Annotated in this window: 21 protein-coding genes; 7 read left to right on the top strand and 14 right to left on the bottom strand. The window is 70.4% G+C overall.

Translation table 11 applies throughout. From position 1 onward, the window contains the following. Window positions 1–50: 50 nt before the first annotated feature. Entirely contained in the window at window positions 51–764 is a 714-nt protein-coding gene (locus ACZ6AA_RS03490; protein ID WP_471456035.1) for a PspA/IM30 family protein, read from the top strand. Between the two features lie 88 nt (window positions 765–852). Here the strand turns inward: ACZ6AA_RS03490 and ACZ6AA_RS03485 are convergent, their stop codons facing one another. The 6 genes from ACZ6AA_RS03485 to ACZ6AA_RS03460 all read right to left on the bottom strand — a co-directional run bounded on the left by ACZ6AA_RS03485 (window position 853) and on the right by ACZ6AA_RS03460 (window position 8401). Further along, a complete protein-coding gene (locus tag ACZ6AA_RS03485) occupies window positions 853–3957 on the bottom strand; it encodes a SpoIIE family protein phosphatase (RefSeq protein ID WP_471456033.1) in 3105 nt (1034 codons plus the stop codon). 142 nt (window positions 3958–4099) lie between these two features. Next, window positions 4100–4552 (bottom strand): ATP-binding protein, encoded by a 453-nt coding sequence (locus ACZ6AA_RS03480; protein WP_468451392.1) that lies wholly within the window; start codon window positions 4550–4552, stop codon window positions 4100–4102. A 285-nt stretch (window positions 4553–4837) separates the two neighbouring features. Next, complete coding sequence (locus tag ACZ6AA_RS03475; RefSeq protein ID WP_468451390.1) at window positions 4838–5224, bottom strand: (deoxy)nucleoside triphosphate pyrophosphohydrolase; 387 nt, start codon at window positions 5222–5224, stop codon at window positions 4838–4840. Between the two features lie 19 nt (window positions 5225–5243). Beyond that, window positions 5244–5426 (bottom strand): SPOR domain-containing protein, encoded by a 183-nt coding sequence (locus ACZ6AA_RS03470; protein WP_468451388.1) that lies wholly within the window; start codon window positions 5424–5426, stop codon window positions 5244–5246. 259 nt (window positions 5427–5685) lie between these two features. Continuing rightward, window positions 5686–7449 carry a purine-cytosine permease family protein gene (locus ACZ6AA_RS03465; protein ID WP_471456031.1) on the bottom strand — a complete coding sequence of 588 codons (1764 nt, stop codon included), beginning with the start codon at window positions 7447–7449 and terminating at the stop codon, window positions 5686–5688. A gap of 199 nt (window positions 7450–7648) precedes the next feature. After that, the gene (locus ACZ6AA_RS03460) at window positions 7649–8401 is read right to left on the bottom strand and encodes a GntR family transcriptional regulator (RefSeq protein ID WP_468451384.1); all 753 of its coding nucleotides are present in this window, start codon (window positions 8399–8401) and stop codon (window positions 7649–7651) included. A 279-nt stretch (window positions 8402–8680) separates the two neighbouring features. Here ACZ6AA_RS03460 and ACZ6AA_RS03455 point away from each other — a divergent pair, with 279 nt between their 5' ends. Next, window positions 8681–9886 carry a serpin family protein gene (locus ACZ6AA_RS03455; RefSeq protein WP_471456029.1) on the top strand — a complete coding sequence of 402 codons (1206 nt, stop codon included), beginning with the start codon at window positions 8681–8683 and terminating at the stop codon, window positions 9884–9886. Between the two features lie 122 nt (window positions 9887–10008). Here the strand turns inward: ACZ6AA_RS03455 and ACZ6AA_RS03450 are convergent, their stop codons facing one another. Next, window positions 10009–11592: a S8 family peptidase gene (locus ACZ6AA_RS03450; RefSeq protein ID WP_468451380.1), complete on the bottom strand. Its 1584-nt coding sequence runs from the start codon at window positions 11590–11592 to the stop codon at window positions 10009–10011. A 422-nt stretch (window positions 11593–12014) separates the two neighbouring features. After that, window positions 12015–12521: a MarR family winged helix-turn-helix transcriptional regulator gene (locus ACZ6AA_RS03445; protein WP_468451378.1), complete on the bottom strand. Its 507-nt coding sequence runs from the start codon at window positions 12519–12521 to the stop codon at window positions 12015–12017. A gap of 156 nt (window positions 12522–12677) precedes the next feature. Between ACZ6AA_RS03445 and ACZ6AA_RS03440 the strand changes: the two genes are divergently transcribed. After that, window positions 12678–13271, top strand: coding sequence for a malonic semialdehyde reductase (locus ACZ6AA_RS03440; protein WP_468480522.1), 594 nt, complete (start codon window positions 12678–12680; stop codon window positions 13269–13271). 74 nt (window positions 13272–13345) lie between these two features. Beyond that, a complete protein-coding gene (locus ACZ6AA_RS03435) occupies window positions 13346–14689 on the top strand; it encodes an MFS transporter (protein ID WP_471456026.1) in 1344 nt (447 codons plus the stop codon). 67 nt (window positions 14690–14756) lie between these two features. On the opposite strand, the gene ACZ6AA_RS03430 is transcribed toward ACZ6AA_RS03435, so the two are convergent. Next, on the bottom strand, window positions 14757–16076 hold the full coding sequence (locus tag ACZ6AA_RS03430) for a M20 metallopeptidase family protein (protein ID WP_471456024.1): 1320 nt from the start codon (window positions 16074–16076) through the stop codon (window positions 14757–14759). Window positions 16077–16602: 526 nt separating this feature from the next. Here ACZ6AA_RS03430 and ACZ6AA_RS03425 point away from each other — a divergent pair. Continuing rightward, window positions 16603–18294 (top strand): AIPR family protein, encoded by a 1692-nt coding sequence (locus tag ACZ6AA_RS03425; protein WP_471456022.1) that lies wholly within the window; start codon window positions 16603–16605, stop codon window positions 18292–18294. A gap of 173 nt (window positions 18295–18467) precedes the next feature. Here the strand turns inward: ACZ6AA_RS03425 and ACZ6AA_RS03420 are convergent, their stop codons facing one another. The 3 genes from ACZ6AA_RS03420 to ychF form a co-directional block, all read right to left on the bottom strand. Beyond that, window positions 18468–18722, bottom strand: coding sequence for a Txe/YoeB family addiction module toxin (locus ACZ6AA_RS03420; protein ID WP_380963382.1), 255 nt, complete (start codon window positions 18720–18722; stop codon window positions 18468–18470). After that, the gene (locus tag ACZ6AA_RS03415; protein ID WP_356575293.1) at window positions 18719–19003 is read right to left on the bottom strand and encodes a type II toxin-antitoxin system Phd/YefM family antitoxin; all 285 of its coding nucleotides are present in this window, start codon (window positions 19001–19003) and stop codon (window positions 18719–18721) included. Before ACZ6AA_RS03415 ends, ACZ6AA_RS03420 begins: the two co-directional genes overlap by 4 nt. A gap of 185 nt (window positions 19004–19188) precedes the next feature. Then, window positions 19189–20277, bottom strand: coding sequence for a redox-regulated ATPase YchF (ychF, locus tag ACZ6AA_RS03410; RefSeq protein WP_468451368.1), 1089 nt, complete (start codon window positions 20275–20277; stop codon window positions 19189–19191). Between the two features lie 507 nt (window positions 20278–20784). Between ychF and ACZ6AA_RS03405 the strand changes: the two genes are divergently transcribed. Then, window positions 20785–21261, top strand: coding sequence for a DUF6542 domain-containing protein (locus ACZ6AA_RS03405; RefSeq protein WP_471456019.1), 477 nt, complete (start codon window positions 20785–20787; stop codon window positions 21259–21261). A 37-nt stretch (window positions 21262–21298) separates the two neighbouring features. Here the strand turns inward: ACZ6AA_RS03405 and ppgK are convergent, their stop codons facing one another. Then, entirely contained in the window at window positions 21299–22051 is a 753-nt protein-coding gene (ppgK, locus tag ACZ6AA_RS03400; RefSeq protein ID WP_468451364.1) for a polyphosphate--glucose phosphotransferase, read from the bottom strand. A gap of 62 nt (window positions 22052–22113) precedes the next feature. Then, window positions 22114–23109 carry a 4-hydroxy-3-methylbut-2-enyl diphosphate reductase gene (locus ACZ6AA_RS03395; RefSeq protein WP_468451362.1) on the bottom strand — a complete coding sequence of 332 codons (996 nt, stop codon included), beginning with the start codon at window positions 23107–23109 and terminating at the stop codon, window positions 22114–22116. 87 nt (window positions 23110–23196) lie between these two features. Between ACZ6AA_RS03395 and ACZ6AA_RS03390 the strand changes: the two genes are divergently transcribed. Then, on the top strand, window positions 23197–24588 hold the full coding sequence (locus ACZ6AA_RS03390; protein ID WP_468451360.1) for an APC family permease: 1392 nt from the start codon (window positions 23197–23199) through the stop codon (window positions 24586–24588). The last annotated feature ends 9 nt before the right edge of the window (window positions 24589–24597 follow it).

Genomic DNA, 24597 nt, shown 5'->3' with positions numbered 1-24597 from the left:
TCCCATGGACACACCGCGACCCACACCCCGTACGCAAGGAGACAGCCCCCATGGCCAAGCAGACGATCCTCGGGCGCGTGGCGCAGTTGGCGAAGGCCAACGTCAACGCCCTCCTCGACCAGGCCGAGGACCCGCAGAAGATGCTGGACCAGCTGATCCGCGACTACGCGGAGAACATCCGGGAGGCCGAGCAGGCCGTCGCCGCCACGATCGGGAATCTGCGGCTGTTGGAGGCGGACCACAAGGAGGACGTGGCGGCCGCCGACGAGTGGGGTGCCAAGGCGCTGGCGGCCAGCAGGAAGGCGGACGCGCTGCGGATGGCGGGGAACGCCGACGAGGCCGACCGGTTCGACGGGCTCGCCAAGGTGGCGCTCGGGCGGCAGCTGCGCTCCGAGAAGGAGGCGAAGGACGCCGAGCCGACGATCGCCTCGCAGTCCGAGGTCGTCGGCAGGCTGAAGGACGGCCTGGACTCGATGAAGATCAAGCTGACCGAGCTGCAGTCGAAGCGGGACCAGTTGGTGGCCCGCGCGAAGTCCGCGCAGGCCCAGAACCAGATGCTGGACGCGGCCCACAGCATCGACGTCCTCGATCCGACGAGCGAGCTGAGCCGGTTCGAGGAGAAGGTGCGCCGCGAGGAGGCGCGGGCCCTCGGCAAGGAGGAGCTGGCCGCCTCCTCGCTGGACGCGCAGTTCGAGCAGTTGGACAGCTTGAGCGACACGGCGGAGGTGGAGGCACGGCTCGCGGCGCTCAAAGCGACGACGTGAGCTGGCGGGGCGCCTTGGGCTGGCGGCGGCGCCTTGAGCAGGACGGCGCTTTTCCCACCCACCCGCCCCGGCGCCCCCTGTCACACCCTCAGAACAAACTCATCAACGCCTCGGCCGCGTCCATCGGCTGCGAGTCCCCGTCCGGCAGCGCCAGTTCGAACCAGACCGTCTTGCCGCGCGGGGTCCGGCGTGAGCCCCAGGCCGCGCTCAGGAGGCCGACCAGTTGCAGGCCGCGCCCGCCCTCGTCGGTGTCGCGGGCGCGGCGGCGGCGCGGCTGGACGAGCCCGGCGTCCCAGACCTCGCAGACCAGGGTGCGGTCGAGCAGCAGGCGCAGCCGGATCTCGCCCTCGCCGTAGCGCAGGGCGTTGGTGACCAGCTCGCTGACGAGGAGTTCGGCGGTGTCGACGAGCGCTTCGAGGTCCCATTCGCGCAGCCGCTGGCAGGCCAGCTCGCGGGCGCGGCCCACGGACTGCGGCTCGCGCGGCAGCGTCCAGTCGCCGACGTGCTCGGCGGGCAGGCCCTGCACCCGCGCCATCAGGAGCGCGATGTCGTCCTCGCCGTGGTGGGTGTCGAGCGTGTTCAGGACGTGGTCGCAGATGTCCTCCAGGGCCTGCGCGGGGTCGTCGAGGGCACCCACGAAGGCGTTCAGGCCCTCGTCCAGGGGGTGGTCGCGGGACTCGACGAGGCCGTCGGTGTAGAGGGCGAGCAGCGCGCCCTCGGGCAGGTCGACGTCGACCTCCTCGAAGGGTTCGCCGCCGACGCCGAGCGGCATGCCCGGGGGCACGTCGAGCATGAGCGCGGACTCGCCGGGCTCGACGAGGACCGGCGGCAGATGTCCGGCGTTGGCGAAGGTGACGCGGCGGGTGACGGCGTCGTACACCGCGTACACGCAGGTCGCCAGGTAGACCTCGGCGAGGTCGTCGGTGTCGCGGTCGCGGGTCCGGGCGGGGGTGCCGCGGCGGGCGTGCTCCTTGCCCTGCGGGTTGCCGAGGCCGCGGGCGATCTCGTCGAGCGCGGAGAGGACCTCGGCGGGCTCCAGGTCGAGCAGCGCGAGGGTGCGTACGGCGGAGCGCAGTTCGCCCATGGCGACGGCGGCGCGCAGGCCGCGGCCCATGACGTCGCCGACGACCAGGGCGGTGCGGTGGCCCGGCAGTTCGATGACGTCGAACCAGTCGCCGCCGACCTCGGTGGCGGCGTTGCCGGGCAGATAGCGGCAGGCGATGTCGAGTCCGGCTGCCTCGGGGTCGCCGGGCGGGAGCAGGGACCGTTGCAGTATCAGCGCGCGCTCGTGCTCGCGGCGGTAGAGGCGGGCGTTGTCGATGCAGACGGCGGCGCGCGAGGCGAGTTCGACGGCGAGCGCCCGGTCGCGTTCGCCGAAGGGTTCGCTGCCCTTCGTACGGGAGAACTGCGCGAGGCCCACGACGGTGTCGTGCGCGACCATCGGCACGGCGAGGGTGGACTGGATGAGTCCGCTGGTGAGGCGGCGGGCGGGCCCGCAGTCGTCGTCGGCGGCGACCAGGCGCGGGCGGGCGGTGCGCAGGGCCTCCGCGCAGGGCGAGTTGAAGGCGAAGCGGTGCACGGAGCCGACGTCGACGGGGCCGGTGCCGTCGGGGAAGGGCGCGTCGGCGACGGCGCTTGCGAAGGCGACGCGGCGCAGCTCGGCGCTGCCCTCGGCGAGGCTCTGGCGGATGTGGGCGGCCTCGTCCCCGTCCAGGAGGCCTTGGTAGAGGTCGACGGAGGCGAGGTCGCAGAAGCCGGGGACGCTGACGTCGAGGAGTTCGCGGGCGGTGGTCTCCAGGTCCAGGGAGTTGCCGATGCGGGCGCCGGCCTCGTTGAGGAGGGCGAGGTTGCGGCGGGCGTGGGCGGCCTCGCGGGCGGCGGCGTGCCGGTTGGTGACGTCGTTGCCGAGGCCCGCGACGCCGATGGGGCGGCCCGAACCGCTGTGCACGCGGTAGAGGTTGATCGACCAGTGGCGGCGTTCGTTGCTGCCCGGGGCGGGGCCGACGATCTGCATGTCCGTGACGGCCTCGCCGGTCTCCAGGACGCGGCGCATGGCGTCCTGCATGCGGTCGGCCTCGTGGCGGGGCAGATAGTCGTGGACCGTGCGGCCGCGGTGGTCGTCGACGGCGCCGCCGAAGACGGCGGCGAACCGGCGGTTGGCGCGCTGCACCTTCAGGTCGGTGCCGAACAGCAGGAAGCCGAAGGGAGATTGGCCGAAAATGGCCTGCGAGGCGGCGAGGTCGGTCTCGATCCGGCGGAGCGCGCGGACGTCCACGACGATACAGACGGCGGAGCGCTCGCCCTCCGGCGTCCGGGCGGGCATCACATAGACCTCGGCGATGCCTTCGAGCCCGGCGGCGGCCGGGGCGGGCCCGGCGCCCGGTCCGGCGACCGGGGCGCCCGGTCCGGACTCCGGCACCCGGACGTCGGACTCCGGCACCCGGAACGGGACGGACCCGGTCCACTCCCGCCCGTCGAGGATCTCGGCCATCTTGCGCCGCCCCGCGGGGCGCAGCTCGGGCGCGATGAACGCGTCGATGGGGTCCTTGCCGACGGCGTCCCGCGCGGCCACGCCGAACAGCCGCTCGGCGCGGGCGCTCCACTGGTCGACCAGGCCGTCGGGGCCGATCGAGAAGGAGGCCACCTTGATGTAGTCGTAGATGGACCCGGGCGGGCTGCTCTGCCAGATGACGTCGTCCGTCGTGAGGGGCGGGCCGTCGACGCGGCCGGGCCCCCGGCCGGCGCCGCGGTGACGCGCGTCGGCGTCCCCGAAAGCCCCGGCTACGCCATGCGGCCCACGGGGGCCTACGGTTTCGGGCGCGCCGGAGACTACGTCACGCGCGGGGCCCCCGGCCGCCGGGCCGTCGGCCGCGGCGCGGTCGTCGCCGGGGCCGTTGTCCGCGGGTCCGGGCGCGTCCTCGCCCGCGGGGTCGGCCGGTCCGGGGCCGGTGCCGTCACCGGCGGTGGCTCGCGTGCCGCCCGCGGCCGCGTCCGCCGCACCCGGCGCACCCGTCACGACGTCCGTGGTCCCCGTCGGCGCCGACGAGAGGGGTCCGCCCCCGGCTCCCGGCACCGGACGTGCGGGGAGCGCCCCGCCCGACCGCGCCACAGGCCGCGCAGAACCCGTCGCCTTCGCTGGTATCTCGCTCACGCGAACCGTCCCCTCCAGCTCACCGCGTCCGGTACCGGTCACCGGATGTGGCTGCCCGCAGTATCCAGCACTACGGTGCCGAGCCACACGCCGTTCACGATCACAGCACGGACTAAACGCTTTTTGGCCCGTGTCCGCCTTGTGCTCGTCCCGTGCACTTGTACGTACCGGCGCCCTCTGTCTTCTATCCGGGCAACGCCAGCTCGAACCACACCGTCTTCCCCGCCGTGCCCGTACGCCCCGGACGGGTGCCCCAGCGCCGGGACGACCGGGCAACCAGCTGAATGCCGCGGCCGCCCTCGTCGTCGGGTGCGGCGGCCCGCTCCCGGGGCGGGTCCGGCAGCGGGTCGGAGACCTCGACGAGCAGCGTGCCAAAGGGATCGGCGGGGCGCACCAGGCGGACGCCGATGGGGCCCGAGGCGTACCGCAGGGAATTGGTCACCAGCTCGCTGACGAGCAGCACGGTGACATCGCCGAGGGCGCCGAGCCCCCACGCGCCGAGCTGCGCGCGGACGACGGCGCGGGCCGTGCGGACGGCGCCCGGGTCCGCGGGAAAGTCCCACTCGGCGCACTCGCCTTCGGTGTCGATCACGCCGATCACTTCCCGGCCCAGCGGCGGACCTATGTCCGGTTTCATGGGGTTAATGGGCACATACCCGATATCCAGGCGGAAGTACCGCGTTCAAGGTGTCGTTGTGGCACGAACGGCGTAGAGGGGCGTACGGCCTGTCCCGCCCTCACCTCGCGCGCCCCTGTGTCCCGACCGCCGCAGGGTCGCACGGGCGGTCGGCCCTCTCGGCCCCGGTGGGGTGTTCCGGCAGGTCGGAGGGGGTGACGGAGGGTCCGTCAGACGGGGTGTACCGAGGCGTCGACGGTAGCGCGGCGCGCGAGCGGGCCGCCGGGAAAGTCCGGGGGCCGCCCGTCAGGATTCCGTCAGGGCGTGGATCGCCGGGACATCGCCGGGGAGCCAGTCCACGGTCCACAGCTCGCCGGGGCCGAGCCAGCGCAGCTCGTCGTGGTCCTGAAGCGGCTTCGGCTCCCCCGCGAGCAGCCGGGCCCGCCACACCCGCATCACATAGCCGCGCCCGAGGTCGAACTCCCCGGGCACCCGCGCGAGCGGCTCCGCCTCGACCCCCAGCTCCTCGCGCAGCTCGCGCACCAGCGCGTCCTCGCCGCGCTCGCCGGGCTCGACCTTTCCCCCGGGCAGCTCCCAGCGCCCGGCGAGTTCCTCGGGCGCGCTGCGCCGGGCGGCGAGCAGCCGTCCGTCGTCGTACAGGGCGGCACCCACCACCACGATCCGATCGGTCATGCGCGGGAGCTTACGACCTTCACCTGGCGCCGTTCTGGTTCAGCCGCTCCACCCAGTAGAGCTGCTCCTTGCCGCGGTCGTCGAGGCTGTCCACGATCTTCTGCGCCTCGGCCTTGGTCGCATACCTTCCGACGCGGTAGCGGTTGCCGTTGTCGTCCTGACGTATCACGAGCCAGGGCAGTATGACCGTCCCGTCGTTCATGCCGTCCCTCCGCTCCCCGCCCCCGGCGCACCCCACGCCTCGATCAGTAAGGAAACCGCAATCCGCATATGCCCGAGCTTACGCCCGACCTTTACGCAGCGGATACGACTTTGCACAAAGAGATACGCAATCGGCCAGCATGGAGGGGGCGCGTCCGGGCGGACGCGCCCCCTGTGCGGGCCGCCGACGGGCGCGGCAAGCCCGAACTCGGCCCCCTTTACGGTTCGTTGACGAATGACGCGCCCGCGTGCGCCCCGACCTAGGGGGCTCGGGTCGGCGCGGGCGCGGAAGCCGCGGGCACAGTCGGCACGGTCGGCACCGGCATCAGCACCGGGCCGCTCGCGGGCGACGTACGGCAGACGTCCCCGCACGCGGCGTCGAGGGAGCAGCACAGCGAGCAGATCGGCCCCGACTGGACGGGACAGTCGGCGATGTCGGGGAGTTCGTACGCCGTCTCGCACACCGCGCAGGTGTGGGTGGCCGTGATGTCGGGGACCTCGACGTGCGGGCCGTTCACCGGGTTCGGCCGCGCCAGGTAGTACTTGCCGCGGGTGGCCCAGGCGATCAACGGGCACAGGAGCAGGGCGAGTCCGGCGGCGATGAAGGTCGAGAAGGCCTCGGCGTACCGGCCGAACATGCCGAAGAACGCGAGGATGGAGACCGTCGAGGCGATCACCATCGCACCGAATCCGGCCGGGTTCACCGCGTACAGATAGGCCCGCTTGAACTCGATGTACGGCGGACTCCAGCCGACCCGCTTGTTGATGACCAGGTCGGCCGCGACGGCCACGATCCAGGCGATGCCCACGTTGGCGTAGAAGCCGAGGAGCTTGTTGAGGGCCGCGAACATGTTCATCTCCATCAGCGTCAGCGCGATGGCGAGGTTGAGGAAGATGTACCAGACCCGGCCCGGGTGCCGGTGGGTGACGCGGGAGAAGAAGTTCGACCAGGACAGCGAACCACTGTAGGCGTTGGTCACGTTGATCTTGATCTGGGAGACGATCACGAAGACCGCGGCGGCGGGCAGCGCGAAGGAGCCGAGCCAGGGGCGCAGCGCCTCGATCTGCGGGGCGATCGGCTCCAGGGCATGCGTCTTGCCGACCGCCTCCAGGGCCACGAACGCCAGGAACGCGCCACCGAGCTGCTTGGCGGCGCCGATGATCACCCAGCCGGGTCCGGCCGCGAGAACGGCCAGATTCCATCGCCTCCTGTTCGCCTCGGTCTTGGCCGGCATGAAGCGCAAGTAGTCGGCCTGTTCACCGATCTGGGCGATGAGGGAGAGCGCGACGCCGGTGCCGAGCCCGAAGCCGATCCAGGAGAAGCCCTGGCCCGCGCCCTCGGTGCCCTCGAACGAACCGAAGGCGCCCCAGGCGTCCGGCGCCTCGAAGGCGAGCACCAGGAACGGCAGGACCATGCCGATGAGCCAGATCGGCTGGGTCCACGCCTGCACCTTGGCGAGCGCGCCCATGCCGCGGAAGACGATCGGGATGACGATCAGCGTCGTCACCAAGTAGCCGATCTCCACCGGGAGCCCGACCGCCTGGTGCATGGCCTGGGCCATGATCGAGCCTTCGAGGGCGAAGAAGATGAAGGTGAACGAGGCGTAGATGAGCGACGTGAGGGTGGAGCCGAAGTAGCCGAAGCCCGCGCCGCGTGTGACCAGGTCCATGTCCAGGCCGTACTTCGCGCAGGCCCGGGCGATCGGCACGCCCGTGACGAAGATGATCGTCGCCGCGCACAGGATGGACGCGAAGCCGCTGGTGAAGCCGTAGGTGAAGACGATGGACGCGCCGATCGCGAAGTCCGCGAGGTAGGCGATGCCGCCGAGCGCCGTGGACGCGACCATGGTCGGCGACCAGCGGCGGAAGGAGTGCGGGGCGTAGCGCAGCGAGTAGTCCTCGCGGCTCTCGTCGGCGGCGAGCCTGGCGTAGCTGCGCCCCGGCGGGCCGCCCGCCGGGGGCCCGTCGGCCGGGGCCGCCCCGCCCACCGGGCTCGCGTCGTCGCGCGTGACCGTTTCCGTCATGAGGGCTCCTGACTTCCGACCGGACTGCGGGTACGGAGGGGGAAGTTAGGAGCCGTGCGTGACGATCCACCGCAGGGCGTCGTTGCCCGGGGGTTACGGAACCCGGGCGGGCGTTAACTCGCGATCACGCGGGACGGACGGGGCCGTTCGCATTCCGGGCGGCCGGGGCGGCGATCGGCCCGGGCCGGCGGGCGCCCGGTCAGCGCACCGGCAGGTGGTATGCGATGCGATAGCGGTCGGCGGGCACGACGATGTCGGCCGTCTCGACGGGGCGTCCCGAGGCGTAGTACGTCCGCTGGATGGAGAGCACCACGTGGCCGGGGACACCGCCGAGGGCGAGCAGCTCCTCGGCGAGGCCCGGGCGGGCGCCGACCTCCTCCGCGACGTTGTCCACGATCACGTCGATGGCGGCCATGCGGTCCACGACGCCGCAGCCGCCGAGGGGGCCCTCCTCCGGGAGCATCACGGGGGTGCGGCCCGTGACGGCGAGAGGCTCCCAGGACGTGGAGATCATCATCGCCTCGCCCGCGTCCCGGAAGACATAGCGCGTGCACATCACCCGGTCCCCGGGGCGGATGGCGAGGCGCTCGGCGACCGCTTCGGTCGCGTCGGTCTGCTCGCTGCGGGACTCCCAGGTGCCGCGGGCGTTCTCGGCGGCCTGCTCCTGGCGGAAGGGGGTGGAGGTGCCGGGGCCGCGGAAGCCGGTGCGCGCGACGCGGCGCGGGTCGGGGCGCTCGCGCACATAGGTGCCTGAGCCCGAGCGCCCCTCGACCAGGCCCTCGGCCATGAGCACCTTGCGGGCCTCGAGAGCGACCGTGTCCGATACCCCGTACTCCTCGCGGATTCTGGCCTGCGAGGGGAGCCGGGTGTGCGGGGGCAGCGAACCATCGGTGATCTTCTTACGGAGATCACCCGCGACGCGCAGATAGGCCGGCTGCTCACCGAATGTCACTGGCCACTCCCATCAGGTTGACAGACAGCAACAGCCTGGCAACCGTCGGTTGTTGGCCGCAACCCTAGGCCAACGAATCACTCGAAGTGATGATTTCCTGGCCCGCAGGTCTTTACGCAGGGCCTTTCGAGCGTTATAGCAATCAACTAACTGATCACATACGGCGCTTGAGCCACCGGCGCACGCCGGTCGCCACCCCGCTCACGCCGGCTGCCGCTCCGGCGCACGAAAGGGGAACCCGCGCGGGAGGCTGACGGACCCCGGCGCTACGTTCCCCGGATGCGCGTGACAGAGACGACGGTGCGGGCGGTCAACAGGCTCACCTCGCGGTGGGCGCAGGACGTGCGGGGCGACACGGTGTTCTCCGCGGCCGGGGTCTGGCCGCTCCTCGCGTTCCTGGCGGACGGGGCGGGCGGCCCCGCGCGCGCGGAGCTCGGCGAGGCGATCGGCCTGCCGCCGGAGCAGGCGGCGGAGGCGGCGCGGGAGTTGCTGGCCGCCCTCGACGCGATCCCCGGTGTCGGCGCCGCCGTCGGGCTCTGGACCACTCGGACCCTGACACTGCGCGAGAGGTGGGCCGATGGCCTGCCCCCGGGCGCCCGGGGCGTGCTGACCGGGAACGTCGCCCACGACCAGGCCGCGCTCGACGCCTGGATCGCGAAGCACACCGACGGCCAGATCGAGCGGATGCCGGACGGCGTGGCCAAGAACTCCGAGCTGGCCCTGGCGGGTGCCCTCGCCCTGCGCACGACGTGGCTGCGCCCCTTCGTCAGGGGCGGCATGGAGGTCGGCTCCGGCCCCTGGTACGGCCGTGACCTGGCCGCGCTGCGCCGGGTCAGCAGCCTGCCCGACCGCGTGGGCGTCGCCGTCACGCCCGCGGGGGCGGTCACCGAGGCGCGCGTCCTCGGCGACACCGGCGTCGACGTACATCTGCTGCTCAGTGAGGAGTCGATGACCCCGGGGCAGGTGCTCGCCGGAGGCGTGGGCATTCTCGGCCGCGACTGGCCGCGCGTGCCGGGCACCCACCTGCCGTACGGCGAACCGGGACCCGGCCTGACCGTCCGCAGGGAGCGCCACTGGAGCCCGCTGCCCCCGCAACTGCACCTCACGACCGTGCCGTTCACCGTCACCGCCGAGCACGACCTGCTCGCGCGGAGCGACCTGTTCGGCCTGACCACCGCCACGGATGACGGCTCCGGCCACTTCCCCGGGGTCGCCGTCGAGCCGATCGCGGTGGCCAAGGCCGCCCAGGCGGCCACCGCGACCTTCGGGGAGCTGGGCTTCCGGGCGGCGGCCGCCACCCTCGTCACCGCGGTCGGCGGCGGGGTCCCGAGGCTGCGCTACTCCGTCACGGAGATCGACGCCACCTTCGACCGGCCCTTCGGGTTCCTGGCCGTGCACCGCCGGACGCGCCTCGTCCTCGCGGCCGGCTGGGTCAGGGACCCGGAGCCGTTCCGCGAGGACGAGGACGAAGAGGTGGAGCGGTGAAGCGGTGAAGCGGTGAAGCGGTGAAGCGGTGAAGCGGTGAAGCGAGTTGATCACCCGGTTCCGACGGTCATCAGGGGGCCGGCGCCGGAATCGCCTGCCCTGAGGGCGTCAGAGGACCGGCGTCAGAACTGCAGGCCCCAGGAGTCGAGGGTGCCGATGTCCTGGGCGGCGTTGTCGCTGACCCGGAGCTTCCAGGTGCCGTTGGCCGTCTCCGAGGAGGCGTTGACGGTGTACGAGGTGTTGATGTCGTCCGAGCTGCCGCCCGCGCCGAAGTCCTTGAGGACGTAGGCGGAGCCGTCGGGGGCGACGAGTTCGACCTTCAGGTCACCGACGTAGGTGTGCTTGATGGCCACCGGGACGCTGAGCGCCGAGGGGGCGTTGCCGGGGACACCGGTGACGGTCACCGGCGACTCGACGGTGGAGTTGTCGGTGATCGCGAAGTCCGCGCCGTTCTCGAACTTCGGTCCGGGCGGGTTGGTGCCGCCCGTGCCCACGTACAGCAGGCGGTTGGGCGAGCCGGTGCCGGGGCTGCCGACGACGTTCGGCGTGGCGGCGGTCGTCAGGGCCGTGGAGACCTGCGCCGGGGTGGCCGACGGGTTCTCGGCGACGTACAGGGCGGCGGCGCCCGCGACGTGCGGGGACGCCATCGACGTACCGGAGATCGTGTTGGTCGCCGTGTCGTTGGTGTTCCACGTCGACGTGATGCTGGAGCCGGGGGCGAACAGGTCGAGGACCGTGCCGAAGTTGGAGTAGCTCGCCTTGGCGTCGGTGTTGGTGGTGGCGCCGACGGTGATGGCCTCGGTGACGCGTGCGGGCGAGCGCGTGTTGGCGTTGGTGGTCTCGTTGCCCGCGGCGACGGCGTAGGTGATGCCGGCGGCTATGGAGTTGCGGACGGCGGTGTCGAGCGCGCTGTCGGCCGGGCCGCCGAGGCTCATGTTGGCGACGGCCGGCTTGGTGGCGTTGCGCGTCACCCAGTCGATGCCCGCGACGACCTGGGCGGTGGTGCCGGAGCCCGAGTTGTTGAGCACGCGGACGCCGACGATCTTGGCCTTCTTGGCGACGCCGTGCGCGATGCCGCCGACGGTTCCGGCGACGTGCGTGCCGTGGCCGTGGCCGTCCTGCGCGGTGTTGTCGTTGTCGATGGCGTCGTAGCCGTCGACCGCGCGGCCACCGAAGTCCTGGTGCGTCTTACGGACACCGGTGTCGATGATGTAGACGGTGGCGCCCTCACCGGCCTTGTCCGGGTAGGTGTACTTCTGGTCCAGCGGGAGGTTGCGCTGGTCGATGCGGTCCAAACCCCACGACGGCGGGTTGGGCTGGGTCGCGGCGACCGTGTACGTGCGGTTCTGCACGACGGAGGCGACGGCCGGGTCGGCGGCGAACTTCTTCGCCTCGGCCTCGGACGCCTGCACCTCGTAGCCGTTCAGGACCTTCTTGTACGTCCGCTCGATCTCGGCGCCGTGCTTCTTCGCGAGCGCCTTGCCGGCGGGCGAGTCCGCCTTCGGGGCATCCGCGTCGAGGGTGACGATGTAGCTGTTCGCGATCGAGCCGGGGGCGTCCGCGTACTGGATCCGGCCTTCCGCTGCCTTCGGCTGCGCGCTCGCGGGGAGCGCGGCGACGACACCGAGGGCGACGGCGGTGGCGGCGGTCAGGGCGAGGGTGCCCGTACCGGCCAGTCTTCGGCGGGGGTGACGCATCACTGCCATCTGAGGGGTCCTCCTCAATCGGTGGTGCGCTGGTGGGGGATGCGACAAGGGCATGACAATGTTTGGCCGACATGTTCACGCCGAGTTGATCAATGTTCAACTCTCTGTCGCCGACGAAAGATTGGCGGATCCATAGGAAACCCACAAGGGCGGTGTTCGGACGTAACACGACTGCCACGCCCCGGCCATGACATGGCAGCAATAATCCGTGCATTCCCCCCGTAACAGTGGAGTGGCACGTGGGACGGGGTGGCACTGCCGGACTGCGACTTCCGCGAGGCGGAGGGGGCGGGGGCGCGCTGTTGGCGGGATTTCAGCCACCATCGATTTCCCCGGGACGGGGTGGGCGGGGGTGACACAGGGGGTCGCCTCGGCCGCGGCGCCGCCGGAGGGGCTTCAATGCGCCACCCGCCCGGCCGCGGCTACGTGATCGACGTGTCGCCCTGCGCCTCCAGGAACTTGCGGAGGAGCGCGGCGGCGGCGTCGACCTCCGCGCGGTCGAGGTCGCCGAGGAGGCGGGTGTAGCGGCTCAGGTGGTCGGCCATCAGGACGTCCGTGAGCTGCTTGCCGTGCTCGGTGAGCCTGATCCGTACGGTGCGGCGGTCGGCGCCGTCCCTGACCCGCTCGACCAGGCCCTTGGCCTCCATCTTGTCGATCCGGTTGGTGATCGCGCCCGAGGTCACCATGGCCGCCTTGAGGAAGGCGCCCGCGGTCAGGGCGTACGGCGGCCCGGAGCGGCGCAGCGTCGTCAGGACGTCGAACTCGCCCCACTCCACGCCGTGCTTGGCGCAGAACTCCTTGGCCCCGCGGTCCAGGACGCGGTTCATCCGCTGGACCCTCGCGATCAGCTGCACCGGCCAGAGGTCGTCCCCCAGGTCGGGCCGCTCCCGCTGCCACTGCCCGACGATCGCGTCCACGGCGTCACCCATGACGTCCCCTCTCCTTCGGCTGCGCCCGTCTTCCCTCAACGAGCATCTTCTCAATGTTAAGACACTTGACGCTGAAAGAATCCCCGTGCTTTTATCTCAACGTTGAAACTTTCAGTCTTGAGAAGACGAACACAGAGACAACGAAGGAGCCCCATCATGTCCGAGCTCGCCCTCGCCCCCGCCGCCCAGGACCTGCTCTTCCGCGAGGCCCGCACGGCCAACACCTTCACCGCCGAGCCCGTCACCGAGGCGCAGATCCAGGCCATCTACGACCTGGTCAAGTACGGCCCCACCGCCTTCAACCAGTCCCCCCTGCGCGTCATACTCGTCCGCACCCCCGAGGGCCGCGAGCGCCTGGTCAAGCACATGGCCGAGGGCAACCGCGCCAAGACCGAGACGGCCCCGCTGGTCGCGATCCTCGCCACGGACCACGAGTTCCACGAGGAGCTGCCCCAGCTGGTGCCGCACGCCCCGGGGATCGGCGACGTGTACTTCTCCGAGCGCTCCGTCCGCGAACAGTCCGCCCTCGTCAACGGCACGCTCCAGGCCGCGTACTTCATCGTCGGCGTCCGCGCGGCGGGCCTCGCCGCGGGGCCCATGACGGGCTACGACGCCGAGGGGCTCCGGGCGGAGTTCCTGGACGACGACCACGAGCCGCTGATGGTGGTCAACATCGGCAAGCCGGGCGACGACGCCTGGTTCCCGCGCTCCCCGCGGCTGGCGTACGAGGACGTCGTAACGACGGTCTGATCCGTCCCAAATCGTTCCGTTCCGAATCATTCCGTTCCTAATCGTTCCGTTCCGTTCCGCTCCAGGGGGTCTCCGTGTCCAGCACCAGCGTGTCCGCCACCGCATCCACCGCCACCGTCACAGCGCCCGCGCCCCACGCGTCTCGTACCCGGAGATCACGCACCCGCCCAGACACCAGCACCAGCACCAGCACTGGCACCGGCACCGGCACTGGCACTGGCACTGGCACCAAACCCTCCACCAGCCCCACCCCCCGCCAAGTCCCCGCCTTCTGGCTGGCGTTGCTGGCCGCCCCCGTGGCCGCCGGGGCCAACGCCCCCGTCCTGATCCTGCCGGACATGGCGCGCTCCCTGGGCGTCGCGACCGCGACGGCGACGTGGATGGTGACGGCGTTCGCCTGGGCGATGGCGGCGGGCACCCCGCTGCTGGCGGCGCTGCTGCGCCGCCGCGGCCTCAAGCCCCTGCTGCGCCTGAGCACGGCCCTGGTGCTCGGCGGCACCGCCCTGGTCGCGGTCGCGCCCTGGCTGCCGGTGGCCCTCGCGGGCCGTGTCGGCCAGTCGCTCGGCGGGGCGGGCCTGGTGGCGGCGGCGATGAACCTGGCGGGCAGCGCGCGCCGGATGGGCGTGATCAGCTCCGGCTTCGGCGTCATGGGAGCGGCGGGACCGCTCCTGGGGGCGACGCTCACGGACGCGGTGTCGTGGCGTCTGGCGTTCGCGGTGTCGGCGATCGCGCTGCTCGCCGTGCCCGCGGTGGCGCGCTACGCCCGCAGCACGCCGCCCGGCGAGGGCCGCTTCGACGCACGCGGGGCGGCGCTGCTCATCGCCCTCGCGACGTCCCTGATCCTGCTGCCGACGACTCCGCTCCCGGCCGTGGCGGCGGCCCTGCTGACCGCCGTACTCCTGGCCCTGCACGTCCGCCGCCGCCCGGAGGGCTTCGTCCCCGCGACGCTCCTGCGCTCCCCCCTCTTCCTCATCTCAGCGGCCCTCGGCGTCACCCTCTCCACCACGTACTTCACGCTCCTGTTCACGGTGCCGAGCCTGCTCCAGGACCGGGCGGGCTGGTCGAAGGGCGCGATCGGAACGGGCCAGCTGATCACCCTGCTGACCGCGTCGGCCCTGTCCTGGCTCCTTGCGGCGAGCTCGGCGCGCCTGGGCCGGACAGCGGTGCGCACGATCCTCGTCACCGTCGGCGCGACGGCCGTGGTGACAGCGACCTTCACCAGCTCGGGCCCCCTGCTCCTGCTGGCGGCAGGCGCAGCGGCCTTCACCGCGACCGGCGCCAACGCCACCCTCTCGGTCCACGCGGCCTCCGCCACCACCCCCGCCCAACGCCCCACAGCGATAGGCCTCTTCGCCCTCAGCTACCAACTGGGCGGCGCCTTCGGCCCGGGCATCACGACGCTGCTGATCCTCAGCTGACACCCCGCCCACCGGAAACACCGCGGCCCCCGCCCACCAGGGCGGGGGCCGCGGCCGAAAGCTCCCGTCACCCCTTGGCACGCTCCGCGAGCCACCCGGCCATCGCACGCACACCCATCCCGATGGCCCGCTCATCGGGGTCGAAGGCGCCGTAGTGCGGGTAGCCCTTCGTGATGACGGCTCCCGGAGGCCGTACGCCGAGGAAGGTGTACGTACCGGGGATCCTGTCCAGGAAGAGCGCGAAGTCCTCGCCGTTGAAGGGGAACGCGGCGTGCATCACGGTCACCGCGTCCGACCCGAGCCTGCGCCGCAGGTGCCGCCCCAGCTCCCGGGCGTCCCGCTCCGGACAGACCATGGCGGGGAACGGGTCCTTGTCGAACGTCACGACGGCACCCTCGTACGCCTTCGCGAGGCGCCGGATCGCCGCACGCACCTCGGTGTACCGCTCCTCGGGCCAGCAGCGGTACGAGACGGGGACGGTGACCTTCCGCGTCCCCGGGTCCCGCACAGCCCCCGCCCTGACGACGACGAACCTGGCCAGCGGCCCCTCAGCCGTCTGCACGTCGGCGACCATCTTCTCCAGGTCGGCGGGCGTCTCCGGAAAGGCCATCGTGGAGAGCTTCTTGATCTCGGCGGCGAGCCGCTCCGCCGAAGCGAACGCGTCCGGACCGCTCATCTCGACCAGGGCCCCGTCCTGCCCCGGAAGGCCGCTCCCGGGCGTCACGGCGAACTGCCCCACCGGGAAGGGCCCGCAGTGCAGCGCGTGAATCTCCTCGGGCCGGTGGTCGTCGAGCACACCGGCCGCGATCATCGCCTTGGCGCCCTTCAGCGCCTCCTCCCCCGGCTGGAAGAGGAAGACCACGGTGCCGCTGAGCCGGTCCCGCAGCTGGGCGAGGGTCTGCGCGACGCCCACGCCGACGGCGGTGTGGATGTCATGCCCACAGGCATGGGCGGGCTTGGCACCCTTGGGGATGATCCCGTTCTCCGGTACGGCATCCATGTCAGCGCGATAGGCCACGGTACGCCCGGGCCGCGCCCCCTTCAGCACGGCGACGACCCCGAACCCCCCGACGTCGGTCGTCACCTTCAGCCCGGCGGCGCGCAGCAGATGGGCCACGATCCGGGAGGTGCCCTCCTCCGCCCCGGCCACCTCGGGATACCGGTGGAAGTCCCGCCGCAACGCGACCAGATTCTCGCCGAGCCGAGCGACGACGGCATCAACGGCGGCCTGACCGACACCCCCATGCCACCGTCCGACACCGACACCAGCACCGCTACCGGCGTCGGCCGAGGCGACACCGGCCGACAACACCACCCCGGCCCCGACGGCCGCGCTCCCACCAAGCAGCGCACGCCGACGCAGAACAGGCTCCTCAGAACGAGTCATTCTTCCCCCAGGCTCACCGTGCGGGGACACAGCAGAACACCGCCCCCCGAAAATCCCCGCAAGTCAATCAAGAACCAACCCCACCCCCTCAACTGCCCCCGCCAGCAAGGAAAGCGGAACCGGAAACGCAACGAGGCCGGGCGCTTCCGTACCCGGCCCCACCTGACCCCCTACAGCGGTACACGTTGAAGCGGAACGTGTGCTGCAGAGCCCTCACCTGCGAAGATAGGGCGGACGTCGCCCCGGCACGGTCCCAGCACGGGGCTCCATCCCAGCTGCTCCAGCACGTCGAGGTCCTGGCCAACGCCGATGGAGTGTCAACTCGGACCCCGACATCGACTGCCCAGGTGCATGCGCAGCACGGGCCTGTCGTCCTCGGCGCCGCCACCGCTGCCGCAGTCCACATCCCGATCCGATCGAGAACCTGGTAGCTGCGCCACCCCCGCCGAAAAGGCCGAGGCCGGACCACTACCAAGGACTAAGCTGAATTTTCTTGGTTCGCAGGACGACGAGGGGCGGGACCTCCGTGCGCACGCTGCATGTTCACCACGTCAAGGACTCTCTCAGCCGGGACTTCACCGGCCTGATCGACTTGAGCGATCTGACGGGCAGCCAGCGCGCCCAATCCGACACAATCTTCCTCAGCAGGGCATTGGCAGCTCGCGCCGTACAGCGTTACACGGGCTGCACCCTAGGCGAGGCCGCAGCCGCCGTGACCGACGGGTTCCACGACAACGGGATCGACGCTCTGGCCATCGATGATGAAACCCGCCGGATCGTCATCGTCCAGTCGAAACTAGACAGTTCAGGGGACTCTGGGCTCTCCCAAGCCGATGCCCTCAAGATTCGGAGCGGCTGCAGCGACCTCTTCAACATGAAGTTCGACCGCTTCTCCGTCTCACTCCAAGCGCGTCGCACAGAAATCACTGCAGCTTTGAGTGATGCCGCGGTCACCTTCATCGTGGTTGTCGCCACCACGGGCCGAAGCACCCTGCCAGCGGAGGCCCAGTACGTGTTCGACGACTTCCTGGCAGAAGCCAACGAAAATGACCCAGTGGTCACCCTGGAAGTACTTGGTCTACGAGAATTCCATTCCATGGTGGTCGAGGGAACAGCAGGACCACGGATAGAGTTGACCGTGCCCATCGAGCAGTGGGGCAAGGTCGACCTTCCTTATCAGGCATACTACGGACTTGTTCAGGCGACAGAAATCGCCTCATGGTTCGAACAGCACGGCGATCGACTCTTCTCGCAGAATCTGCGTAAGTCGCTCGGAAATACCGAGGTAAACGAGGGCTTGACCCACACGCTACTCACTCAAGGTGAGAACTTCTGGTACTTCAACAACGGAATCACCGCACTCTGCGAGTCTATCAAGAAGACACCTCGCGGTGGCTCTACTCACGCGTACGGCGACTTCACGATCGAGGGCGTGAGCGTGGTCAACGGGGCGCAGACCGTGGCAAGCATCCACCGGGCCGCAAAGAAGGAGGAGAAATCTCTCGAAGAGGCTCGCGTATGGGTTCGATTCATCTCGCTCGAGGGGTGCCCCCCCGATTTTGCCACGGATGTGACCCGGGCGACGAACACACAGAACAGCGTCGAGAGCCGGGACTTCGTCGCACTTGATCAACAGCAGGAACGTATTCGCCGGGATATGCTTCTGTCACTGCACAAGCAGTACTCCGTCAAGCGCGGAGAAAACGTGCCCGCCGAGAGTGACGGGTGCACAGTCGAAGACGCAATTGTTGCCCTCGCCTGCGCCCACAACAATCCGTACTACACGGTTCTGGCGAAGAGCGCGGTTGGCCGGCTGTCCGAAAACACCGAACGAGCGCCGTACACAAACCTATTCAACAACGGGACCAGCGCGCACCGGGTGTGGCGTTGCGTTCAGGTGATGCGTGCGGTCGAGGCAGACTTGGCCGATCGCCGGAGGAGCCTCGTCGACAGGGAGTTCGCCGTGGCCGCGCACGGGAACCGGCTCGTGCTGCAGCTGGTCTTCAACCAACTCAAACTGGACAAGGTCAACGATGCGAAATATGACTGGAACAAGGAGATCAAGCGGGTCCACAAGGTGACCGGCATCGCTCTCGACCACCTGACCGAAGCCATCGAGAGCACCTACTCGAACAACTATCTCGCGCCGCTCTTCAAGAACACCACGAAGTGCCGCGACCTGGTCACCCAGGTCGAGGCCAAGTTGAGTTCCGACTGACCGGTGGTACCCGGCGGGTTGACTCGCTTCCGGGCACCCCAGCCCACTCAAGATTCGACGCCCGACCGCAGCAAGTCATAGGCGACACAACTCTCTGGCTGCGCCCCTAGTAGCACCTTCCGTTGCCAACGTGTATCGCATGGGCCACGCCCCACAAGAGAACGTTCCGGAGATCAGTAGTGATAGCGAGCCGCAAGAATGACGATTTCCTTGTCCGTGACCAGGTAGACAAGGCGGTGCTCATCGTCGATCCGCCGCGACCATGCCCCGGGCAAGTGGTACTTCAGTGGCTCGGGCTTGCCGATCCCCGCGAAGGGGTCGCGCTTGACGTCCTCGATGAGCTTGTTGATCCGAGCGAGCATCTTCCGGTCGTTCTTGAGCCAAGAGGTGTAGTCCTCCCAGCCCTGATCCTCGAAGACGAGCCTCACGCGGCACCCTCACGTGCCGCATCCGGCGAGTCAGGATCGATCAGCTCCCGCTCGGACACATTGATGTTGGCCAGGGCATTCTCGTACGCCTTGAGCAAACGGCGAGCGTTCGCCGGAGAGCGCAGAAGGTATGAGCCTTCGCGTAGCGCCGCATAGTCCTCGGCCGAGACGAGCACCGCGTTGCCGTGCTTGGAGACGATCTCGATGGCCTCGTGGTTGTCGTTGACCTTCTTGATCAGCGGAAAGAGAGCCTTGCGGGCTTCGCTCGCAGTTATGGACATGACCAGACCCTTCCCACTAGCGGTACCGAATAACGTACCACTGCATCCGCTCCTGGGCAGAGTGGATGCCTGACGCAAGATCGGGAATCTCGGCACGGGAAACAGCAAGGGGTCGGCTCCCCGGGAAGCCGACCCCTTGCCGCCTGCGAACTTGACGAAGCGCCCAGCTCGCAGTGATGTGCCGATCACACGTTGAAGCGGAACTCCACCACATCCCCGTCCTGCATCACATACTCCTTGCCCTCCATGCGCGCCTTGCCCGCCGAGCGGGCGTCGGCGACCGAGCCGGTTTCCACCAGGTCGGCGAAGGAGATGACCTCGGCCTTGATGAAGCCCTTCTGGAAGTCGGTGTGGATGACGCCGGCTGCCTCGGGGGCCGTCGCGCCCTGCTTGATGGTCCAGGCGCGGGACTCCTTGGGGCCTGCCGTGAGGTAGGTCTGGAGGCCGAGGGTGCGGAAGCCGACGTGGGCGAGGGTGGCGAGGCCGGGCTCCTCCTGGCCGACGGACTGGAGGAGTTCGAGGGCCTCCTCGTCGTCCAGCTCGGCGAGGTCCGCCTCCAGCTTGGCGTTGAGGAAGATCGCCTCGGCCGGGGCGACCAGGGCGCGCTGCTCGGCCTTGAAGTCGTCGTCGGTCAGCTCGTCCTCGTCGACGTTGAAGACGTAGAGGAAGGGCTTGGTGGTGAGGAGGTGCAGGTCGTGCAGGAGCTCCGCGCGCTCCGAGCCCTGGACGATGCCCTGCGAGAAGAGGGTGTCGCCCTTCTCCAGGATCTCCTTGGCCGCCTCGACCGCCGCCACCTTCGGGGCGATGTCCTTCTTGATGCGCGACTCCTTCTGGAGGCGCGGCAGGACCTTCTCGATGGTCTGGAGGTCCGCGAGGATCAGCTCGGTGTTGATCGTCTCGATGTCGTCCTTGGGCGAGACCTTGCCGTCGACGTGCACGACGTTCTCGTCCTTGAAGGCGCGGATGACCTGGCAGATCGCGTCGGACTCGCGGATGTTCGCGAGGAACTTGTTGCCCAGGCCCTCGCCCTCGCTCGCGCCGCGCACGATGCCCGCGATGTCGACGAAGTCGACGGTCGCGGGGAGGATCTTCTGGGAGCTGAAGATCTCGGCGAGCTTGGTGAGGCGCGGGTCGGGGACGCCGACGACGCCCACGTTCGGCTCGATCGTCGCGAACGGGTAGTTGGCCGCAAGGACGTCGTTCTTGGTCAGGGCGTTGAACAGGGTCGACTTGCCGACGTTGGGCAGACCGACGATTCCGATCGTGAGCGACACGTTGCGACTTCCCGTACGTGAGGACTGGAGGACTGGCAGAGGGCTCTGTCAGGGACTGGCTGGGGTGACAGGGGCTGGCTGGCCTCCCGGGAGGGTCGGCGGTGCTGCGCGCTGTCCTCGTCGTCCGGGGCGATCCACCAGTCTGGCGATCCACCAGTCTACGGCGTGTCGCGCCCCGCCCCCGTACCCGCCCGGAGCCGCCGTCGGGCCCCGCTCCGGGGCACCCGCACCCCCGCCCCGTACCGCCGCCCTGTCGAACGCATCGCCAAGCTCGGCCAAAACGCGTGTCCCAATACGGTATGACCACCCGGGCCGACCTAGGTTGGACCGGTGGAGCAACACAGGACCCGTCCCCCGGGCGCAAGGCCGCGCCGCACCGCGCCGCTGCCCGAACAAGGCAGCCCCGCGGAGCCCCCCGTTCCCCGTACCCCGCCGGGCCCCCGCAGGCCCGCATCGCCGCTCGTCCGCGTCCTGCGCAGAACGCCGGTGTACCGCAGGGTCAGCCGGATGCCGCTGTACCGGAAGCTGCGCCGGATGCCCAATCCGCGGCTGACCGGGCTCGGCAGCGGGCTCTTCGCCGCGGCCATGATGTTCGTGCTCGCGTGCCTGCTCCGGCTGCTCTTCGGCAGCTCGCTCGTCGCGTACGGCGTGCTGTTCCTGCCCGTGAGCGCCCTGACCGCGCTGTGGGTGCGGCCCGCCGACCTGGTCACCGCGCCCGTCGCGGTGCCGATCGCGTTCGCGGCCGGGGTGCTGCCGATCTCCGGCGGCACCGACGGCTTCGGCGGTCAGTTCATGGGGCTGCTGACATCGCTCGCGCTGCACGCGGGCTGGCTGTACGGCGGGACGCTGGTCGCCGGTGTCATCGTGACCGTGCGCAAGGTCAAGCTCATGAACCGGCGGCGCCAGCAGCGGCAGTGGAAGGAACAGCAGCAGCGCCGGGGCGGGCAGGTGCGGCCGCCGCAGCGGCGGGTGCCCGCCTCCTAGGAGGCCTGGTCGGCCGCGCGGGGTGCGGGCCCGCGGGCTACGCCCCCTGCCCGTCCGCCCGCGCCGCCATCGCCGCGCCCACGATGCCCGCGTTGTTCTGCAGCTCCGCCGGGACGATCTCGGCCTCGATGCCCTCGATCAGGGGCAGGAACTTGTGGGCCTTGCGGCTCACGCCGCCGCCGATGATGAACAGCTCGGGCGAGAACAGCATCTCGACGTGCGCCAGATACTTCTGGACGCGGTGCGCCCAGTGCTCCCAGGTCAGGTCCTCGTCCTCGCGGGCCTTGGAGGAGGCCTTCTTCTCCGCGTCGTGGCCGTGCAGCTCCAGGTGGCCCAGCTCGGTGTTCGGCACGAGGTGGCCGCCGGTGAAGACGGCGCTGCCGATGCCCGTGCCGAGGGTGAGCGTGATGACCGTGCCCGTGCGGCCGCGGCCCGCGCCGAAGTGCATCTCGGCTACGCCCGCCGCGTCCGCGTCGTTCAGGACGGTCACCGGGGAGCCGCCGACGCGCCCGGAGATCAGGCTCCGGATGTCCGTGCCGATCCAGCTCTTGTCGACGTTCGCCGCCGTGCGCGCCATGCCGTCCATGATCACGCCCGGGAACGTGGCGCCGACCGGGCCGGTCCAGCCGAAGTGCTCGACGACCTCGCGCACGCCCTCGACCACGCCCTCGGGCGTGGCGGGCTGCGGCGTCAGCACCTTGTGCCGCTCCTGGGCCAGGTCCCCGCGCTCCAGGTCGACGGGTGCCCCCTTGATCCCGGATCCGCCGATGTCCACACCGAAGATCTGCATGGACCCCACGTTACGATGCCGGACCGACAGTCACGCCCCGGTTGGACCGGTCGCCCCACGGGCTACTTCTTCGCGGACAGCTCCGCAGCCTCGGCGCGCAGATCGCGGCGCAGCTCCTTGGGCAGCGAGAAGGTGATCGACTCGTCGGCCGTCTTCACCGTCTCCACGTCCGCGTACCCCCGCTCGGCCAGCCACTCCAGGACGCCGTCCACCAGCACGTCCGGGACGGACGCGCCCGAGGTCAGGCCGACCGTGGTGACGCCGTCGAGCCAGGCCTCGTCGATCTCCGCGGCGTTGTCCACCAGGTGCGACGCGGGCACGCCCGCCTCCAGGGCGACCTCGACCATGCGGATGGAGTTCGAGGAGTTCTTGGAGCCGACGACGATGACCAGCTCGGCGTCCTCCGCGAGCTTCTTCACCGCGGTCTGGCGATTCTGCGTGGCGTAGCAGATGTCGTCGCTCGGCGGCGAGAGGAGGTTCGGGAACTTGCCCTTCAGGGCGTCGACCGTCTCCATCGTCTCGTCCACGGAGAGCGTGGTCTGGGAGAGCCAGACGACCTTGTCCGGGTCGCGGACCTCGACGTTGGCGACGTCCTCGGGGCCGTCGACGAGCGTGATGTGGTCGGGGGCCTCACCGGACGTGCCGATGACCTCCTCGTGCCCCTCGTGGCCGATCAGGAGGATGTCGAAGTCCTCCTTGGCGAACCGCACCGCTTCCTTGTGGACCTTGGTGACCAGCGGGCAGGTCGCGTCGATCGTGGCGAGGCTGCGCTCGGCGGCCTCCGTGTGGACGGTCGGCGCCACGCCGTGCGCGGAGAACATCACGATGGAGCCCTCCGGCACCTCCTCCACCTGGTCGACGAAGATGGCGCCCTTCTTCTCCAGGGTCTGCACGACGTACTTGTTGTGGACGATCTCGTGGCGGACGTAGATCGGGGCCCCGTACTGCTCCAGGGCCTTCTCGACGGCGATCACGGCACGGTCCACACCCGCGCAGTAGCCACGGGGAGCGGCGAGCAGGACACGGCGGGAGCCAGGCGTTGCAGTCATACGGACCATCGTAAGGCCGCGTACGACAGGTCAAAGATCGCCTCAGTGGGGAGACTGGGAGCCACTGCGTGACCAGCGGAGGCACCCGGAGGCTCGATGTCCGCCCATACGACGAATGCGCCCCTGCCGCCCGACGGGGAACCCCCGGCCGACGGCGAGGGCCTGAGACGGAGCCTCGGCTTCCGGGACCTGGTCGTCTACGGTCTGCTGTTCATCGCCCCGATGGCCCCGGTCGGCGTCTTCGGGACGCTCGACGCGAAGTCGCACGGCGCGGTGGCACTGGTGTACGTCATCGCGACGATCGCCATGGCGTTCACCGCCTTCAGCTACGCCCAGATGGTGAAGGTGGTCCCCCAGGCGGGTTCCGTGTTCGCCTACGCGCGCGTGGGGCTCGGCAACGGCCCCGGGTTCATCGCGGGCTGGATGGCGATGCTGGACTACCTGCTGATCCCGGCCGTCGCGTATCTCTTCTCCGGGATCGCCATGCACGAGCTGGTGCCGTCGGTGTCCCGGTGGGTGTGGACGGCGATCGCGGTGGCCCTGACGACGGCCCTGAACCTGTGGGGCGTGCGGCCCGCGGCGCGGGTCGGGTTCGCGGTGCTCGCCCTGGAGATCGTCGTCCTGCTGGTGTTCGTGGTGTCGGCCGTCGTGGTGCTCGCGCGGGACGGGGCGGAGCGGGGGTGGCTCTCGCCGCTGACGGGTGACGGCACGCAAGGGGCGTTCGCGTTGTCGGCGGTGGTCGGGGCCGTGTCCGTGGCCGTCCTGTCCTATCTCGGCTTCGACGCGATCGCCTCGTTCGCGGAGGAGGTGACGGGCGGCTCGGCGAAGGTGGCGCGGGCCGTGCTGTTCTGCCTGGCCCTCACGGGCGTGCTGTTCGTCCTGCAGACGTATCTGGTGGCGCTGCTGTCCCCGGTCTCCTCGGCCGACCTCGCCGCCAACCCCGGTGACCAGGGGTCCGCCTTCTACTCCTCCGTGGACGCGGCCGTCGGGGACTGGCTGCACGACCTGGTGGCCGTCAGCAAGGCGATCGGGGCGGCGTTCGCGGCGCTCGCCGGGCAGGCGGCCGCGGGGCGGCTGCTGTTCGCGATGGCGCGGGAACGGCGGTTGCCGCGGCTGCTGTCGAAGACGGAGTCGGGTACGCCGCGGGTCGCGCTCCTGTGCGCCGCCGTCGTCACGCTCGTGGCCGCCGTGTGGGCGGCCCGGCGGGACGACGGCATGGACCATCTGGTGTCGGTGGTCGACATCGGGGCGCTGACGGCCTTCTTCCTGCTGCACGCGAGCGTGGTCGGGTGGTTCGCGGTACGGCGGCGGGGCGGCGAGGTGAGCTGGTGGCGGCACATCCTCGTGCCCGTGCTCGGTGCGGCGATCGTCGTCGCCGTCATCGTGGAGGCGTCCGGCTCGGCGCAGGTGGTGGGCGCGATCTGGCTGGGGGTGGGCCTGGTGGTGCTGGCTGCCCAGGGGGCTCGGGGCAAGCCGCCGGTTCCGTAGGGGGCGCTG

It is taken from the genome of Streptomyces sp. NPDC040610, from assembly GCF_055594065.1.
Note: the sequence above shows the minus strand (reverse complement) of the source record. Positions and strands in the feature narration are given on the sequence as shown.

Coding starts and splice junctions, on each gene's coding strand:
- ACZ6AA_RS03490 (WP_471456035.1), top strand. CDS start 51: ATGGCCAAGCAGACGATCCTCGGGCGCGTGGCGCAGTTGGCGAAGGCC.
- ACZ6AA_RS03480 (WP_468451392.1), bottom strand. CDS start 4,552: ATGAAACCGGACATAGGTCCGCCGCTGGGCCGGGAAGTGATCGGCGTG.
- ACZ6AA_RS03475 (WP_468451390.1), bottom strand. CDS start 5,224: ATGACCGATCGGATCGTGGTGGTGGGTGCCGCCCTGTACGACGACGGA.
- ACZ6AA_RS03470 (WP_468451388.1), bottom strand. CDS start 5,426: ATGAACGACGGGACGGTCATACTGCCCTGGCTCGTGATACGTCAGGAC.
- ACZ6AA_RS03465 (WP_471456031.1), bottom strand. CDS start 7,449: ATGACGGAAACGGTCACGCGCGACGACGCGAGCCCGGTGGGCGGGGCG.
- ACZ6AA_RS03455 (WP_471456029.1), top strand. CDS start 8,681: ATGCGCGTGACAGAGACGACGGTGCGGGCGGTCAACAGGCTCACCTCG.
- ACZ6AA_RS03450 (WP_468451380.1), bottom strand. CDS start 11,592: ATGGCAGTGATGCGTCACCCCCGCCGAAGACTGGCCGGTACGGGCACC.
- ACZ6AA_RS03445 (WP_468451378.1), bottom strand. CDS start 12,521: ATGGGTGACGCCGTGGACGCGATCGTCGGGCAGTGGCAGCGGGAGCGG.
- ACZ6AA_RS03440 (WP_468480522.1), top strand. CDS start 12,678: ATGTCCGAGCTCGCCCTCGCCCCCGCCGCCCAGGACCTGCTCTTCCGC.
- ACZ6AA_RS03430 (WP_471456024.1), bottom strand. CDS start 16,076: ATGACTCGTTCTGAGGAGCCTGTTCTGCGTCGGCGTGCGCTGCTTGGT.
- ACZ6AA_RS03415 (WP_356575293.1), bottom strand. CDS start 19,003: ATGTCCATAACTGCGAGCGAAGCCCGCAAGGCTCTCTTTCCGCTGATC.
- ACZ6AA_RS03405 (WP_471456019.1), top strand. CDS start 20,785: ATGCCGCTGTACCGGAAGCTGCGCCGGATGCCCAATCCGCGGCTGACC.
- ppgK (WP_468451364.1), bottom strand. CDS start 22,051: ATGCAGATCTTCGGTGTGGACATCGGCGGATCCGGGATCAAGGGGGCA.
- ACZ6AA_RS03395 (WP_468451362.1), bottom strand. CDS start 23,109: ATGGTCCGTATGACTGCAACGCCTGGCTCCCGCCGTGTCCTGCTCGCC.
- ACZ6AA_RS03390 (WP_468451360.1), top strand. CDS start 23,197: ATGTCCGCCCATACGACGAATGCGCCCCTGCCGCCCGACGGGGAACCC.